General features: G+C 70.8%; 16 protein-coding genes. 11 read left to right on the plus strand and 5 right to left on the minus strand.

What is annotated here, in order from left to right; genetic code table 11:
- Positions 1 to 136 precede the first annotated feature (136 nt).
- Together OG361_RS35890 and OG361_RS35895 are read left to right on the plus strand one after the other, a co-directional pair.
- The gene (locus tag OG361_RS35890) at positions 137 to 340 is read left to right on the plus strand and encodes a cold-shock protein (protein WP_024760785.1); all 204 of its coding nucleotides are present in this window, start codon (positions 137 to 139) and stop codon (positions 338 to 340) included.
- A gap of 261 nt (positions 341 to 601) precedes the next feature.
- Positions 602 to 2,038 carry a DEAD/DEAH box helicase gene (locus OG361_RS35895; protein ID WP_405860334.1) on the plus strand — a complete coding sequence of 479 codons (1,437 nt, stop codon included), beginning with the start codon at positions 602 to 604 and terminating at the stop codon, positions 2,036 to 2,038.
- Between the two features lie 93 nt (positions 2,039 to 2,131).
- Here OG361_RS35895 and OG361_RS35900 read toward each other — a convergent pair whose 3' ends face one another.
- Positions 2,132 to 3,217 carry an IS630 family transposase gene (locus OG361_RS35900; RefSeq protein ID WP_405851442.1) on the minus strand — a complete coding sequence of 362 codons (1,086 nt, stop codon included), beginning with the start codon at positions 3,215 to 3,217 and terminating at the stop codon, positions 2,132 to 2,134.
- 120 nt (positions 3,218 to 3,337) lie between these two features.
- Here OG361_RS35900 and OG361_RS35905 point away from each other — a divergent pair, with 120 nt between their 5' ends.
- Positions 3,338 to 3,679, plus strand: coding sequence for a DUF5713 family protein (locus tag OG361_RS35905; RefSeq protein WP_405860336.1), 342 nt, complete (start codon positions 3,338 to 3,340; stop codon positions 3,677 to 3,679).
- Positions 3,680 to 3,712: 33 nt separating this feature from the next.
- On the opposite strand, the gene OG361_RS35910 is transcribed toward OG361_RS35905, so the two are convergent.
- On the minus strand, positions 3,713 to 4,171 hold the full coding sequence (locus tag OG361_RS35910) for a carboxymuconolactone decarboxylase family protein (protein WP_405860338.1): 459 nt from the start codon (positions 4,169 to 4,171) through the stop codon (positions 3,713 to 3,715).
- Positions 4,172 to 4,258: 87 nt separating this feature from the next.
- Between OG361_RS35910 and OG361_RS35915 the strand changes: the two genes are divergently transcribed.
- Positions 4,259 to 5,134 carry a sigma-70 family RNA polymerase sigma factor gene (locus OG361_RS35915; protein WP_405860340.1) on the plus strand — a complete coding sequence of 292 codons (876 nt, stop codon included), beginning with the start codon at positions 4,259 to 4,261 and terminating at the stop codon, positions 5,132 to 5,134.
- A 77-nt stretch (positions 5,135 to 5,211) separates the two neighbouring features.
- Here OG361_RS35915 and OG361_RS35920 read toward each other — a convergent pair whose 3' ends face one another.
- Positions 5,212 to 5,754, minus strand: a complete 543-nt coding sequence (locus OG361_RS35920; protein WP_384562598.1) for a GNAT family N-acetyltransferase — start codon at positions 5,752 to 5,754, stop codon at positions 5,212 to 5,214.
- 221 nt (positions 5,755 to 5,975) lie between these two features.
- Here OG361_RS35920 and OG361_RS35925 point away from each other — a divergent pair, with 221 nt between their 5' ends.
- From OG361_RS35925 to OG361_RS35955, 7 genes are all read left to right on the plus strand, one after another.
- Positions 5,976 to 7,283 (plus strand): hypothetical protein, encoded by a 1,308-nt coding sequence (locus OG361_RS35925; protein WP_405860342.1) that lies wholly within the window; start codon positions 5,976 to 5,978, stop codon positions 7,281 to 7,283.
- Between the two features lie 40 nt (positions 7,284 to 7,323).
- Entirely contained in the window at positions 7,324 to 8,031 is a 708-nt protein-coding gene (locus tag OG361_RS35930; RefSeq protein WP_405860344.1) for a 4'-phosphopantetheinyl transferase, read from the plus strand.
- A gap of 135 nt (positions 8,032 to 8,166) precedes the next feature.
- Positions 8,167 to 9,900 (plus strand): tetratricopeptide repeat protein, encoded by a 1,734-nt coding sequence (locus tag OG361_RS35935; RefSeq protein ID WP_405860345.1) that lies wholly within the window; start codon positions 8,167 to 8,169, stop codon positions 9,898 to 9,900.
- Positions 9,901 to 9,967: 67 nt separating this feature from the next.
- Positions 9,968 to 10,399: a hypothetical protein gene (locus tag OG361_RS35940; protein ID WP_405860347.1), complete on the plus strand. Its 432-nt coding sequence runs from the start codon at positions 9,968 to 9,970 to the stop codon at positions 10,397 to 10,399.
- Positions 10,400 to 10,491: 92 nt separating this feature from the next.
- Complete coding sequence (locus OG361_RS35945; RefSeq protein WP_405860349.1) at positions 10,492 to 10,977, plus strand: SAM-dependent methyltransferase; 486 nt, start codon at positions 10,492 to 10,494, stop codon at positions 10,975 to 10,977.
- 79 nt (positions 10,978 to 11,056) lie between these two features.
- Positions 11,057 to 11,836 (plus strand): response regulator transcription factor, encoded by a 780-nt coding sequence (locus OG361_RS35950; RefSeq protein ID WP_405860351.1) that lies wholly within the window; start codon positions 11,057 to 11,059, stop codon positions 11,834 to 11,836.
- Complete coding sequence (locus OG361_RS35955; RefSeq protein WP_405860353.1) at positions 11,833 to 13,284, plus strand: sensor histidine kinase; 1,452 nt, start codon at positions 11,833 to 11,835, stop codon at positions 13,282 to 13,284. The genes OG361_RS35950 and OG361_RS35955 overlap by 4 nt, the downstream gene beginning before the upstream one ends.
- Here the strand turns inward: OG361_RS35955 and OG361_RS35960 are convergent.
- A complete protein-coding gene (locus OG361_RS35960; protein WP_405860354.1) occupies positions 13,247 to 13,756 on the minus strand; it encodes an SgcJ/EcaC family oxidoreductase in 510 nt (169 codons plus the stop codon). The two genes, OG361_RS35955 and OG361_RS35960, sit on opposite strands and share 38 nt — an antisense overlap.
- A gap of 253 nt (positions 13,757 to 14,009) precedes the next feature.
- Entirely contained in the window at positions 14,010 to 14,939 is a 930-nt protein-coding gene (locus OG361_RS35965; protein ID WP_405860356.1) for a nitroreductase/quinone reductase family protein, read from the minus strand.
- Positions 14,940 to 15,017 lie beyond the last annotated feature (78 nt).

The raw sequence follows: 15,017 nt of genomic DNA on the forward strand, positions 1-15,017 counted from the left end.
TCAAGTGCTTAGGTGGGTTCTTTACCGCCAGGCACTTTTTGTATTTTCGGTGCATTTTCCGGACGGGGCAATCATCGCGGCGACGCCGGTATTCACGCAGTGTGAATGCCGGGTAATGCCTCGAAGGAGATATCGCATGGCTACCGGCACCGTTAAGTGGTTCAACTCGGAAAAGGGCTTCGGCTTCATCGAGCAGGAGGGTGGCGGCCCCGACGTCTTCGCCCACTACTCGAACATCGCGTCCTCCGGCTTCCGTGAGCTGCAGGAGGGCCAGAAGGTGAACTTCGACGTCACGCAGGGCCAGAAGGGCCCGCAGGCGGAGAACATCACCCCCGCCTAAGCTTGACGCGTTCGACGTAGCCGGTGCCCCCCACCCCCAGGGTGGGGGGCACCGGCCGTCGCCGTTTACCGGGCCTTCATCCCGCCGCAGCCAGCTGTTCGGCGGGTCCCCCGGCATTCCGAGAGCGGGATGCCGCGACGTACCGCATCGCACGGATGTGCCCGGATCCGTACAGGTACTGTTCCCGGCCCGTTCCTGCAATTCCGTCGGCTCATTTCCGCCGTGGATTCCTTGATACGCGCCGCATCGAGGAAGGCACTCATGAACCGCTCGGACCGTACGAACGACACCCGTCGCCCTGCCCCGACCAAGGGGGAGTTCGCGCTGCCGGTCACCGTCACCCCGGGACTGCCGGCCGCGGAGACCTTCGACGCCATGGAGCTCCCCGCCGAGGTGCTGCGGACGCTCACCGACCTCGGCGTCACCACCCCGTTCCCGATCCAGGCCGCGACCCTGCCGAACGCCCTCGCGGGCCGCGACGTCCTGGGCCGCGCGCGCACCGGATCCGGCAAGACGCTCACCTTCGGCCTCGCGCTCCTCGTGCGTACCGTCGGCCGGCGCGCCGACGCCAAGCGGCCGCTCGCCCTGGTCCTCGTTCCCACGCGCGAGCTCGCCCAGCAGGTCACCACCGCGCTCGAACCGTACGCCAAGGCGCTGAAGCTGCGGATGGCCACCGTCGTCGGCGGTATGTCCATCAGCAGGCAGGCCGCCGCGCTCAAGGAGGGCGCCGAAGTCGTCGTCGCCACGCCCGGCCGTCTCATGGACCTCGTCGAGCGCCGCGACTGCCGCCTCGACCGGGTGTGGATCACCGTCCTCGACGAGGCCGACCAGATGGCGGACATGGGATTCATGCCCCAGGTCACCACACTGCTCGACCAGGTGGGCCCCGGCGGACAGCACATGCTCTTCTCGGCCACGCTCGACCACCACGTCGACCTGCTGGTCCGCCAGTACCTCAGCGACCCGGTGGTCCACTCCGTCGACCCCTCGGCCGGCGCCGTCACCACGATGGAGCACCACGTGCTCCAGGTGCACGGAGCCGACAAGTACGCCACCGCCACGGAGATCGCCGCCCGTGACGGGCGCGTCCTCATGTTCCTGGACACCAGGGCCTCCGTCGACCGGTTCACCCGGCACCTCCTCGGCAGCGGCGTCCGCGCGGCTGCCCTCCACGGCGACAAGTCGCAGCCACAGCGGACCCACACGCTGGAGCGATTCAGGACCGGCGCCGTCACCGTCCTGGTGGCGACCAACGTCGCGGCCCGCGGCATCCACATCGACGGCCTCGACCTCGTCGTCAACGTCGACCCGCCCGCCGACCACAAGGACTACCTGCACCGCGGCGGCCGCACGGCACGGGCCGGCGAGTCCGGCAGCGTCGTCACCCTGGTCACCCCGGACCAGCGCAAGGACATGGCGCGCCTGATGGCCGACGCGGGCATCCGGCCGCGGATCACCCAGGTCCGCTCGGGCGAGGCCGAACTGAGCCGCATCACCGGAGCCAAGACCCCGTCCGGAGTCCCCATCGGCGGCAACGCCCCCGTCACCCCGGAGCGTTCCCAGCGCGGCGCGGCCTTCCGCGGCATCGGCACCGTCCCCGGGAAGCCCGGCCGCGCCAAGAACGAATCCCGACGCTCGGCCGAAGCCCGCAAGCAGGCCGAAGCCCGCCAGGCGGCCCGCATCCGGCGCGGCGCCTAGGGCTTGTTGTGAAAGTGCTGGTCACGAGCGGTCTGGCATACATGGACGGCGTCGTTGTCAGTGGTTTCGTGGATGATCGGCGCGTCAGTTCTACTAGTGATCTGGTTCGGAGATCCTGTCGCAGTAGCGGCAGATCCGGTCGAGGATCTGGTCGGCGGTCTTGGTCCACTTGAAGGGCCGGGCTTCGTCGTTCCAGACCTTGATCCAGTTTTCGAGTGCGGCCTTGAGGTCGTCGAGGGAACAGAACACGCCGCGTTCAAGGCAGCGCCGTTCCAACTCGGCGAACCACCGCTCGACCTGGTTGATCCACGACGAGTAGGTCGGGGTGAAGTGGAGCTGGAAGCGGGGATGCGCCAGGAGCCACTTGTGCACCACCGGCGCCTTGTGGGCGGAGAGGTTGTCGCAGATCACGTGGACCGCCAGGTGCTTGTCGGTCTGGCGGTCGATCTCGTCGAGGAAGTCACGGAAGTCCACCGCCCGGTGCTGCGCGGACAGTTTCGTGATCACCTTGCCCGTCGCCGTGTTCAGGGCGGCGAACAGGTCGACGGTGCCGTGCCGGACGTAGTCGAAACTCCGCCGCTCGGGCACTCCCGGGACCATCGGCAGGACCGGCGCGGTCCGCTGAAGGGCCTGGATCTGCGGCTTCTCGTCCACCGCGAAGACCACCGCGTTGGCCGGCGGAGCGAGGTAGAGGCCGACGACGTCACGGACCTTGTCGATCAGGAACGGGTCCGGGGAGATCTTGAAGGTCTCCGTGCGCCAGGGCTGGAGGCCGAAAGCGTGCCAGATCCTCAGCACGCTCGCCGGGGAGATTCCCACGACCTTGGCCAGCTCCCGCTTCGACCAGTGCGTCCCGCCCGGGGGAGTCTGCTCCAGGGTGCGGACCACGACCTCTTCCACCTGGGCGTCGGTAATGGTCCGCGGCACCCCGGGCCGCGGCTCGTCCGCGAGTCCGTCCAGGCGCTGGGCCACGAACCGTGTGCGCCAGCGGCGCACGGTGCCTCTGCCGACATCGAGTCGCGCGGCGACCACGGTGTTGTTCCAGCCGTTCGCGCACGCCAGCACGATCCGTGCGCGAACGGCCAGCCCCTGCGCGGTCGAGCGGCGCTTGGCCCAGTTCTCCAGCGTCAGCCGCTCGGCCTCCGACAGCACGACAGGTTCCAGCCGGGTATCACCCATGCCCACAGGACAGCGCGAACGCGCGACCTGCCGCAGGCGAACACCGCAATCTGAAACAGGGGACGCCTCACGTGGCGACCCACGACCTCAAAACCAGATCACTAGGGGATGGGGAGCGCCATGCCGATCACAAACCAGCAGGTAGCAGGGCACGCGTTTCTGCGGCAGATGTACGAGGACTCGTACTTCCCCGATCACGTCGTCGACCAGGGCAGGGCGATCCTGCTGCGGCTGTGCGAGCGGATTGAGGCCGAGCAGCCGTCGGATCTGGAGGCCCTGTATGCGCTCACCAAGGCCGCGACGGAGGAGTTCAACCTTCTAGAGGCGGAGTTCGAGGCAGCCGGGAGTGAGATCGAGACGGTTGCGCGTGAGTGGATCGCCGAGGACTTCTGGTTTGTCGCGTCGGCATATGGGTTCGCGGATGCGGATGCAGAGGAGCTGATCGCCGGCCGGGACTGGTGAGCGAAGACCGGAAGGCCATCTGCCACGCCGGGCTCAGCCCCAGGTCTGGCCGGCCGGTTCCTTGATGGTGCGGTTGAGCCGGTTGAAGAAGTTGGTCAGCGCGATCTCCAGGTTGAGCGCGCCGATCTCCTCCTCGGTGAAATGGGCGTTGGCCTCTTCCCAGATCTCGTCGGTGACGCCCTCCGCACCATCCTGCAGCCGGGTGGCGGCCTCGGCCAGCGCCAGCGCCGCGCGCTCCGCATCGGTGTAGAACGGCGCCTCACGCCACGCCGCCACGTTGTGCAGCCGCTCGTCGGTCTCACCGGCCTTCCTCCCCCCGGCGACGCTGGCGTAGACGCACGCCGAGCAGCTGTTGATCTGGCTGACGCGCAGGTGGACCAGCACAAGCAGCTTCGGGTCGACGCCCCCGGCCGCGATCGCCTTGTGGAGGTGCTGAATCGCGGTCCACACATCGGGGTTGTCCGTGTTCTTGTTCTTGAGCCTGTTCTCCATGTGCGAGTGCTCTCCTCCATCGGGGTTACCTTCCGGGGCTTGTGCCCGTCACCCCTATGACGGAGCAGTTTCGAGGAAGGTAACAACATGCCCGACGCCCATCCCACGGATCCGATCGTCGATGCCTTCGAGTCCCAGCGCGACCGGCTCCGAGCCGTCGCCCACCGTGTGCTCGGGTCGCACACCGACGCGGAGGACGTGGTCCAGGAGGCGTGGCTGCGTCTCTCCCGTCAGGACACCGGCACCATCGACAACCTCGGTGGCTGGCTGACCACCGTGGTCGGCCGCATCAGCCTCGATGTCCTTCGGGCGGGCCGGACCCGCCCGGAGGTCACCCTCGATGACCAGCCGCCCGAATTCACCGTGACGCTCGACGACGCGTCTGCTCCGGAAGACCTCGTGGCGCTCGGGGACTCCGTCGGCCTCGCGCTCCTCACGGTCCTCGACACGCTGCGCCCGGACGAACGACTGGCGTTCGTGCTGCACGACGTGTTCGCCGTGCCCCACGGGGAGGTAGGCACGATTCTCGGCAAGTCCGCCGACGCGACCAAAATGCTCACCAGCCGCGCCCGCAGGAAAGTACAGGCCGCCCAGCGGCCGGCAAGCACCGGACGACAGCAACGCGAGGTGGTCCAAGCCTTCCTGGCTGCCGCCGGCGACGGTCGGTTCGAGCAGCTGCTGCAACTTCTTCACCCCGAAGTGAAGTTCACCGTCCACACCCCGAACGGTCAGTTCGTCACGCTCGGAGCCACCGAAGTCGCCACTCGCGCGCGAGTGGCCGGCGGCGCGGCTCGAGGACATGCGGCGACCGTCAACGGCCGGCCCGGCGTCATCTCCTGGAGCGAAGACGGCACCCCCCTCTCCCTCCTCGCCTTCATCGTGGCCGACGGCCGTATTGCCGAGATCACCGCTGTGATCGATCCGGCCGAACTCGCGCTCATGGACCTGCCGGGCCCGGTGTGACGCACCGCAGGGCATCAAGCCGGGCCGTCCGCCGGTGTGGACACGTCGGCAGCTGATAGACGGGGCGCGACGCGTGTCTATGCCGTCAGGTCCGGCTTCCAGTCGTGGGCGAGGAGCCCGAGCAGCACCTCGTCCAGGAACTCGCCCATCACCCAGGCCGAGGAGCGCAGCACGCCCTCGCGGACGAAGCCGTTGCGCTCGGCGGAGCGCAGCATCGCGGCGTTGTCCGACAGTGTCTCGATCTGCAGCCGGTGCAGGCCGCGTACGACGAAACCATAGTGGCACAGCACCGCGACCACGTCGGTGCCGTAGCCCTTGCCGCGGCAGGACGGCAGTAGTCCAAGGCCGATGTGCGCGGACCGGCTGTGGGTGTCGATGCCCCACAGCGTCGCGGTACCGACCAGTGTGCCGCCGCCCAGCTCCACCACGGAGAACGGGACGTGCCCCTCCTCCTCGTCGTCCCCCACGAGCCGTGGGTCCTTCGAGCCAGGCCTGATCGGCCGCCACGGCCGGCCTTCGGCCCGCGAGGCGCCGACCACGTCGTCGTAGAGCTCGGTCCGCAGGATCGGGATGTCGTCCTCGTGCCGGGCCCTGAGCCCGACCTTGCTACCCCTCAGCATGCAAGCTTCCTATCCGACCGGGCCGACCGGCGGCAAACCAATAAGACATCGGCCACGGAGCCGACGCGGGTCTCGCGATCGGCCCGTGATCGACACCCCGAAGCACTGGCCCCGCCGGGCGGCGGCGGGCCCCGTTCGGTCTTGCATCCGCGCCGGAGTCGTGGTCATATGACCCGTCTGTTTCATGATCATGACCATGGGGGCAACGAATGAGCGGGAACATGGACCGTCGGTCCGTCATACGCGGGATGGCGACGGCCGGCGCCGGTGCGGCGGGCGCGCTGGCGCTCGGTGGGGGCACCGCGTACGCCGCCGGTTCCGGGGACGACCCGTACAGCGTCGACGTCATCAGCAAGGGCGCCGACCCGACCGGTGCCACCCCCAGTGACGCCGCCTTCCGCGCGGCCGCCGCCGAGGTCCTCGCCTCCTTCCAGCCCGGCCCGATCTCGGGGGCGATCCCGAAGAAGGTGCTGGTCATTCCGCCCGGCACCTACCTGCTGACCCAGCCCGACTCGCTGCTGCCCAACGTGGACGGCGAGGGCGGCGGCGGAATCGTCGACGGCCTCTCGATCACCGGCTACGGCAAGCGGCTGTCCCGGATCGTGTACGCGCCGACCGCCGACGACACCACGCTGTGGACCAACTACCAGCGCTACAAGAACATCCGGATCTCCGGGCTGACCTTCACCAGCAACAACGCCACGTCGAGCTTCTGCTACGCGTACTCCTCCGCCGCCTACGGCGTGCAGGACACCTGGTACACCGACGTGGAGTGGCGCGGCAGCTGGAAGCGCGGCATCGGCCTGGACGGCCCGGCCACCACCTCCAACCTGAACAGCGAGATGGGCTGGGACCGTTGCCAGGTCGGCGGCTCCTACTCCGACGCGTTCCTCGTCATGGGGATGACCCCGGCCGCGACCCAGCAGGACCAGTTCCTCAACTACTGGTTCCGTGACTGCAAGGTCGAGTACCAGTCCGGCGTGTTCGTGAAGAACAACCGGGGCGGCTCGATGAACTTCGTCGGCGGCTCCTACATCCTCACCGACGCCGCGTCGAACGGCACCTTCTTCCAGCTCACCTCGGACGCGCCCACCAGGTCCGACTCCACCATGCGCCTCTACGCCCAGGGCATCCGCTTCGAGCTGCGCGGCCTCGGCCACAAGGTGATCGACTCCCGCTGGTACAAGGGGAACATCAGCTTCGTCTCGTGCGACGACACCGCCCTGAGCTTCAAGTCGTGGGCGCCGGACGCCGTCACGCACACGTACGCCTTCAACGCGAACGGCGACCGGGGCCCGACGGTCCGCTACACCGACTGCGCCCTCATGGGCTCGCACGCGGTCGAGACCAGCGGCACCGCCACCACCGCCGGCAAGCTCATCTACGACGGCTGCCGATTCATCGACATGTCGGCCGCGACCGGTGCGACCGGATTCCTGCGGTGGACCGGTGCGGTCGCCCCCCGTTACGACATCCGTGACTGCCTCGGTGGTGCGAACTACGTCGCCGACGTGAAGAACCCGGCCTGACGTACCGCCCCTTGATCGCCCTGTCCAGGGAGGCAACACCGTGATCGGCGAACTCGTGCCCGGGTCGGTCGTCACCGAGTGGCGTCTCGACGACGCCGAACCGGTCGCCCTCTTCCCCGAGGAGGCCGCGGTCGTCGCGAACGCGGTCGCCCGGCGGCAGCGGGAGTTCGCCACCGTCCGGCTCTGCGCGCGTCTCGCGCTGGGCCGGCTCGGTGTGCCCGAGTCTCCCCTGACGCCGGGGGCGCGCGGGGAGCCCCGGTGGCCGGTGGGGACGGCCGGGAGCATGACCCACTGCGACGGCTACCGGGCCGCCGCCGTGGCCAGGGCCAGTGACGTCGTGTCGCTCGGCATCGACGCGGAACCGTCGGGACCCCTGCCGGACGGCGTCCTCGAGCGGGTGTCACTGCCCGAGGAGCGCCGTCACCTGGGCGCCCTGGCGGCCCGGGCGCCGGAAGTGTCCTGGGAGCGGCTCCTGTTCAGCGCCAAGGAGAGCGTGTTCAAGACCTGGTACCCGCTGACGGGGCGCGAGCTGGACTTCGACGAGGCGACCGTCGAGTTCTCCCGAGACTCGGCGACCGAAGCCGAGGACGGAACCGAAGACGGAGGCGAGAGCGGGGCCGGTGGCACCTTCACCGCCCGGCTGCTGGTGCCCGGTCCGGTGGTCGGGGGTACTCGGCGGGAAGGGTTCACCGGACGCTGGCTCGCCCGCGACGGACTCGTGCTCACCGCCATCGTGCTGACCCGTTAGCCAGTTGGTCGGTTGGCCGGTTGGCGGTTGACCGTCGGGTCGTTGTCCGACGGTCCCATCGGCAGTCCCTTCATCCGAAATTCATGGGCTTCGGGGATCGTTGCTCCCGGAACCTTTCGGACGAGGGGGAGCACCATGTCGTACGGGGAGACACCTGGGACCGGGACGGAGCCGCCGGGGGAGGCGGAGCGGAGGGTCGCCTCGCTACGGCGTGCCGCGGCCGACGATCCCGCCCGGTTCCTTCCCGAACTGGCCTACGCCCTCCTGGAATTGGGCTCGGGTCTCGCCGGTGACCCGGACCGGCACGGGGAGTCGATCGGCCTTCTGGGGGAGGCGGCCGAGGCGTACCGGGGACTCGCCGAGGAGGACTCGGAGCGGTATCTCCCGGGTCTGGCCGTCGCGTTGCACCGGCAGGCCCTCAGCCTCGGTGTCACGGGTCGACGTGTGGAAGCGCGTGCTGTGGCGGGAGAGGCCGTCGACATCTGGCGCCGGATCGTGGAGCGGGGGACGGAGGGCAGCCGCGCCGAACTGGCCGCCGCGCTGGTCAACCTCGGCAACCAGCTCGCCGAGACGGGACGCCACCACGAGGCCCTCGACCGGATCCACGAGGCCGTGGAGATACGTCGTTCCCTCGTCGACCGGACGACCGGAGCGGGCAGCGGTGAGCTCGCATCCGCCCTCGGCGATCTCGGCGTCAAACTGGGGGAGATGGGGCGCCAGGCAGAGGCCCTCGACGTCCTGCGCACGGCGGTCGCCACGTACCGCGACACGGCCGGACGGGGGCGCGCGGCCGGAGAACGGACGACGGGGGAGTTGGGCGAGCACGCGGCGGTCGCCTTCGCCGCCGCGCGCACGCTCACCGGGCTCGGACGTGCCGACGAGGCCCGCCCCTACTTCGCGGAAGTGGCCGCGCTCCGCGCCGAGATCGGCAGACGCGAACCCGCCGCCACCGCATTCCTCGACCATCTCATCGACGCGAACAGTCACGGAAACAGCCAAGGGGAGGGGCACGGGGGCGGGGGCGGGGCCGGGGCCGGGGGAGCCGACCCGCTCGATCAGGTCGAGCGGCTGAACGTGCGCGGCCTTGCCCTGGCGGACTCCGGCCAGGTGGACCTCGCCGTCGAGACCCTCGAAGAGGCCGCCGTCCTCAGCCGCGCGGCCGCCGCCGACCGTACCGCCAGAACCGTCGTCGCCCTGGCCCGCACCCTGCACAACCTCGGTCTCGCGCTGGCCTGGGCGGGCCGCCGGGCGGAGGCGCTCGAAGCCGTCGACGAGGCCGTCCACCACTGCCGGCGCCATCTCGCCGACGCCCCCGAGGTCCTCCGGCCCCTCCTCGCGGAGGCCGTGGACAGCCTGGGCAGCCGGCTCGCGGTGCTCGGCCGCCATCGTGACGCCGTCGCACCGGCCACGGAGGCGGTGGAGCTCTACCGGCAACTCGCGCACGCCGACCCGGCCGCGTACGAGGGCGAGCACGCCCGGGCGCTGAACAACCTCGGCATCCGGCTCACGGACAGCGACCGGCACGTCGAGTCGCTCGCCGTCACCGAGCGGGCGGTCGACCTCCACCGGCGCCTCCACCGTCGTGACCCCGATGGTCAACTGGCCGGCCTCGTACACGCGTTGTCCAACCTCGGTCTGCGGCTCGCCCGCGTCGAACGCCCCGCCGAGGCGGCGCGCGCCACGGCGGATGCCGTTCGGTTGCTGCGCTCCCTGGAGCGGATCCACCCGAGCAACGACGTCGCCGCACTCGCCGACTCCCTGGCCTGGCTCGCCTGGTACCTCGGGAAACAGGGCCACCGCGGCGCCGCCCGTGACACGGCGCGAGCGGCGGAGGCGCTGCGCCGCCGCGCCCCGAAGCCGGGAAGGTGACCCGTCCGCCTCCGGGGGGCGGACCAGGTGGGGAACCGTGCGGCGGGGTCCGGCGTCCGTACCCGACATGAGCGGTCGGGACCGGGCGGAGGGCGCCGAGGGCGATGAGGTCGACGTGAGCGATGTCGTGGACGAGGGCGATGAGGTCGACGAGAGCGCCGGAGACGACGAGAGGGTGCTGAACGGCGTCGGTTGTGTGCTCGCCCTCGCCGGAGTCCTGGTCGCCGCCGCCTTCGCGGTGCCCCGAGCCGCGTACAGCTACGACGGCGGCTTCGAGGGACAGGACACCGACTGGGGCGTGATCCTCGTCGAACTGCCGCTGATCCTCCTCGCCGGTTTCGCCGTCCCGCCCCTGACCTGGGCGGCGGCCGTACGACGGGTAGGCCCGTGGGCGGCGGCACTCGTCTGTCTGGCCGTCGTCGCGCTCGGGCTCTGGGGGCTGGACGCGGTCTGGCACCCGAAGCAGGGCCCCGATCCCGGGTACGGGCCGGGGATCTGACGTTCGCCCGTACAGCCCGCTGCCGGTGCGGGTACGGTCTTGATCATGGACGGGACCGAGGCTGTCCCCGCGGGAGAAGAGTGAGGACGAGCATGGCTCAGGAGCGGCACACCCCGGAGACGGTCGTCTCGCACCCGGTGGGTCATGTCGTCGGAGGGCGCGAAGAGGTGCGGGACGACGAGTGGGGCGACGTCGTGTCGGTCGTCCGGCTGGACGCGGAGGCCTTCGGCCCCGAGGCGCTCGCCGGTCTCGACGCCTTCTCGCACCTGGAGGTCGTCTACCACTTCGACCGGGTGCGGCCGGACGCCGTTCAGACCGGCGCCCGCCACCCGCGTGACAACACGGAGTGGCCGCTGGTCGGGATCTTCGCCCAGCGCGGCAAGAACCGGCCCAACCGGATCGGCGTCTCGCGCTGCCGTCTGCTCCGCACGGACGGTCTGGACATCCACGTGCGGGGGCTGGACGCGGTCGACGGCACGCCGGTGCTCGACATCAAGCCGTACATGGCCGAGTTCGGCCCCCAGGGGCCGACGACGCAGCCGGCGTGGGCCGACGAGATCATGCGCCGCTACTACTGAGCGCGGGCCATGGGGCGGGGCCGGGAGGCGACAGCCCGGTGGTGAAGAGGAGTACGGAAGTCGAACTAGGGTTCCTTCCGTGCGTGTACTGCTGGTGGAAGACGACGAGCCGGTCGCGGAGTCCCTGCGGCGCGGGCTGCTGCGCTACGGCTTCGAAGTGGAGTGGGTGACCACGGGGACCGCGGGGCTCGCCGTCACCGCCCCGTACGACCTCGTCCTGCTCGACCTCGGACTGCCCGACACCGACGGGCTCGACGTCTGCCGGGCGCTGCGGCGCCGCGGCGACGTGCCGATCATCGTGATCAGTGCGCGCAGCGACGAGACCGACCGGGTGGTCGGCCTGGAGATCGGGGCGGACGACTACGTGTCGAAGCCCTTCGGGGTGCGCGAGGTGATCGCCAGGATCCGGGCCGTCATGCGGCGTGCACGGCCCGAGACCCGGCCGTCGGGCCCACAGCGGTACGGCGCGCGGCTGAGCGTCGACCGCAAGGCGGCGCGGGTGCGGGTGGACGGCGCCGAGGTGGCGCTGACGCCCAAGGAGTACGACCTGCTGGCCTTCCTCACGGAGGAGCCGGGCGCGTTGATGTCCCGCGAGCAGATCATGGAGGCCGTCTGGGACGCCAACTGGTTCGGGCCGACGAAGACGCTCGACGTCCATGTGGCGGCGCTGCGGCGCAAGTTGGCGGGGGCGGTGGTGATCGAGGCGGTGCGCGGAGTGGGGTTCCGGCTGATCGCCGGACCGGACGTGACGGAGCCGGCGGAGACGCCGGATACGGCGGAAGCAGTGGATACGGCGGGTGCGGTGGACGCGCCCGGTGTCGCCGCGGCCGACTCGACGGACGCAGCGGGCCGCTCGTGATCAGGCGGCTCATCGCCAGCTATGTGGCGCTCGTCGGCGTCGCGCTCGCCGCCTTCACCGTTCCGGTCGCCTTCACGCTCACCGCCCAACTGCGCGGGGACACCGAGGAGTCCGTGCTGCGGGAGGCGACCACGATGGCGCTGCTGCTCGGTGACGGCGACGAGCCCGCCCGGCAGGCGTTCGCCCGGATGGCCGGTGCGTACGCGGACGAGACGCCGGGGACGGTGGAGGTGGTGGCCGCCGACGGCCGGAGCGGGGTGCCACCGCTGCCCCTGGCCGAGCACCCGGACGACCCGGCCTTCGGCGAGGCCCTGAGCCGCGGGGTGACCACCGTGGACTGGGGTTCGCGGCTCGTCTGGGGGCCGGAGCTGGTGATCACCGTACCCGTGTACGCGGGCCGGGACACGGCGCGGGGCCCGTCGGGGGAGGACCGGATCGTCGGCGCCGTGCGCATCCGGTACGCGACCGCCGACCTGACGGACCGGCTCTGGCGGATCTGGGGATTCCGGGCGATCCTCGCCATCGGCGTCCTCGCCGTCGCGGCCGGGATCGGGGCCATCGTGGCCCGTCTCCTGACCAAGCCGCTGCGCCAACTCAACGACATGGCGAGCCGGTTCGGCGACGGTGATCTCACGGCCCGGTCCCCCGTCACCGGTCCGCGGGAGACGCGGACCCTGGCACGGACGCTCAACCAGGGCGCCGAGCGCCTCGACACCCTCGTCGCCTCGCAGCGCATCTTCGTCGCGGACGCCTCGCACCAGCTGCGTACCCCGCTGACGGCGCTGCGCCTCTCCCTCGACAACATCGCGGACGGCGTCGACGACGAGTTCGTACGGGAGGACGTGGACCAGGCGACCGCCGAGGTCGTCCGCATGAGCCGCCTGGTCAGCGGGCTGCTGGTGCTCGCGCGCGCCGAGGCCAAGGTGTCCGCCCCCGAACCGCTGGCGCTGCGCGAGCTCGTGGAGGAGCGGCTGAACGTCTGGCGCCCCGCCGCCGACGAGCGCGGCGTGACGATCGTCCTCGCCGGGCACGCGGACGACCGGCCCCGGGTGCTCGCGGGCCCCGGCAACCTCGACCAGGTCCTCGACAACGTCCTCTCCAACGCCCTGGAGGTCTCCCCGGACCGGGGGACGATCACCGTACGGGTGGAGACGGGCGGCCCGGACGAGGCGGTCCTCGAGGTCCTCGACCAGGGACCCGGCATGTCCGCCGCCGAACAGGCCCGCGCCTTCGACCGGTTCTGGCGCGGCCAGGGCCTGACCGGCCGTACGGGATCGGGCCTGGGCCTCGCCATCGTCAAGCAGCTGGTGACCGATGACGGCGGCGGGGTGGCCCTGCGGGACGCGCCCGGCGGCGGCCTGTGCGTACGGATCGGCCTGCGGACGGTGGCGGCCGACGGCCCCCGGTGGATCAGCCCTCGGCCGGGACCACCGAGGAGTGGTGGTTGACGATCAGCCACCGGCCGTCGCGCTTCTCGTACTCGTAGGTGTAGCGGGCGTCGACCGCCTTCGTGGCACCGGTCTTCGGGTCGGTGAGGTGGAAGCGGTAGAGCCCGGCGTCGATCGCCGAGTTCTGGTCCAGGACGTGGATCACGGAGCGTACCTTCTCGCCCCGCGGCTTCTTCTGGAGGAAGTGCGCGAAGTAGTCGGCTATCTCCTCGTGGTTGGTGCGGATCCGCGGCGAGGCGGTCGGCAGCAGCACCGCGTCCTCGGCGTACCGGTCGGCGACCTTCTCCGGATCGCCGGTCCGCAGGGCCGCGTTCCACTGATCGAAGAGCGCGGCGATCTCCCGCTCACCGGCCCGGCCGTGCTGCTTGCCGCTCTTCTCGTCCGCCACACCCACGCCGGCGGCGACGGTACCGAGCGCCGCCGCGGCGAGCGCGGCGGCGAGGACGGCACGGATACGGGAATTGCGCATCATCGGGGCTCCTGCTTCGAGTCGACGTCCCTCGAACGCTGGTCCGTTCGAGTGCTGTCACTCTCGCGGTCGACGGTTAAGCACCCGTACAGCGGACGGCAAGAGCACGGACAAGACTCGGGCAAGACTCGGGCAAGACCGGGGTCGCACCACGAAGCCCGCTGGGGATCCATGCCGGGCCCGGGGCCCCCTCTGCATGGTGGCGGCTACGGAGCCCGATCAGCGGGGCATGCGCCCGCCGTTCACCCGATGGGAATCATGACGCGGGTCGGGCGGGCGGGAAGGGGATCCCGGAGAGCAGCGGCAGCAGGGCCTCCTCCTCGTAGTCCAGGTGCGCCGTGAGCTCCGTCGACATCCGTTCCAGTTCGGCGCGGAAGCCTTCGGGGTCGGCGCCCGCGATGTCGGCGAGGAGCGCGCTCAGCCGGCCCTGGACGTCGGCGACCGTGCGGTGCTCCGTACGGAGCCGCTCGAAGACCTCGCCGAGGTGCGGGTGGTGCTCCGCCATGGCGGGGAAGAGGTGGGAGTCCTCGCTGACGTGGTGGAACTCCAGCGACCGACAGAACGCCAGGCACCGCTGCCGGATCTGGAACCCGAGCCCCGGCGCGGGCGGCTCGCCCGGGCCCCGGTGTGCCGCCCGCGCGGCGAAGTGGGCGTCGACCTCGTCGCGTACGTGTCGCAACTGGCCGCGGAGCCAACGGTGGACCTCCATGATCTTGTCGGCGAGGTTCGTGACGGGTGCCGAGTCCCCGCCGTCGTTCTCGTCCTCGCCCCGGGAAGTCACGGCGGGCTCCAGGACCACGACCGGCAGCACGCGGCTGGTGTTCCGCTGGTACTCGCCGTAGCCGGGCTCGGCGCGCACCACCTGGGCGAACAGCCGTTCCCTGCGCTCCCCTTCGGTGGGGACCGCGATCGCCTGGAACTCCTCGGTGCCGATCTCCACCCGGACCAGGGGGTGTGCCAGGAGGTTGTGGTACCAGTCGGGGTGCCGGTCGGAACCGAGGTTCGATCCGACGATCATCAGCAGATCGCCGTGGCGCACGTAGCCGAGGGGTGCGGTGTGCTCCGCACCGGACTTCGCGCCGGTGGTGGTGAGGAGCAGCAGGTCGCCGCCCTCGAAGTAGCCGCCGACCTTGCCGCCGTTGGCGCGGAACTCGTCGATGACGGACTGGTTGAAGGATGTGGGCATGGTGGTTCGCATCTCCGTCGCAGGCGCCGGTTCCCGCACGGGGGTGTGCCGGCGGCCGGGGAGGCCCGTACGTGCGGG

Source organism: Streptomyces sp. NBC_00090, from assembly GCF_045160815.1.
GTDB lineage: Bacteria > Actinomycetota > Actinomycetes > Streptomycetales > Streptomycetaceae > Streptomyces.

Bases quoted from the DNA above. Each gene is read 5' to 3' on its own strand.
- OG361_RS35925 (WP_405860342.1), top strand. From the start codon at position 5,976: ATGGACCGTCGGTCCGTCATACGCGGGATGGCGACGGCCGGCGCCGGT.
- OG361_RS35960 (WP_405860354.1), bottom strand. From the start codon at position 13,756: ATGATGCGCAATTCCCGTATCCGTGCCGTCCTCGCCGCCGCGCTCGCC.
- OG361_RS35965 (WP_405860356.1), bottom strand. From the start codon at position 14,939: ATGCCCACATCCTTCAACCAGTCCGTCATCGACGAGTTCCGCGCCAAC.
- OG361_RS35895 (WP_405860334.1), top strand. From the start codon at position 602: ATGAACCGCTCGGACCGTACGAACGACACCCGTCGCCCTGCCCCGACC.
- OG361_RS35940 (WP_405860347.1), top strand. From the start codon at position 9,968: ATGAGCGGTCGGGACCGGGCGGAGGGCGCCGAGGGCGATGAGGTCGAC.
- OG361_RS35945 (WP_405860349.1), top strand. From the start codon at position 10,492: ATGGCTCAGGAGCGGCACACCCCGGAGACGGTCGTCTCGCACCCGGTG.
- OG361_RS35890 (WP_024760785.1), top strand. From the start codon at position 137: ATGGCTACCGGCACCGTTAAGTGGTTCAACTCGGAAAAGGGCTTCGGC.
- OG361_RS35910 (WP_405860338.1), bottom strand. From the start codon at position 4,171: ATGGAGAACAGGCTCAAGAACAAGAACACGGACAACCCCGATGTGTGG.
- OG361_RS35915 (WP_405860340.1), top strand. From the start codon at position 4,259: ATGCCCGACGCCCATCCCACGGATCCGATCGTCGATGCCTTCGAGTCC.
- OG361_RS35900 (WP_405851442.1), bottom strand. From the start codon at position 3,217: ATGGGTGATACCCGGCTGGAACCTGTCGTGCTGTCGGAGGCCGAGCGG.
- OG361_RS35905 (WP_405860336.1), top strand. From the start codon at position 3,338: ATGCCGATCACAAACCAGCAGGTAGCAGGGCACGCGTTTCTGCGGCAG.
- OG361_RS35920 (WP_384562598.1), bottom strand. From the start codon at position 5,754: ATGCTGAGGGGTAGCAAGGTCGGGCTCAGGGCCCGGCACGAGGACGAC.
- OG361_RS35935 (WP_405860345.1), top strand. From the start codon at position 8,167: ATGTCGTACGGGGAGACACCTGGGACCGGGACGGAGCCGCCGGGGGAG.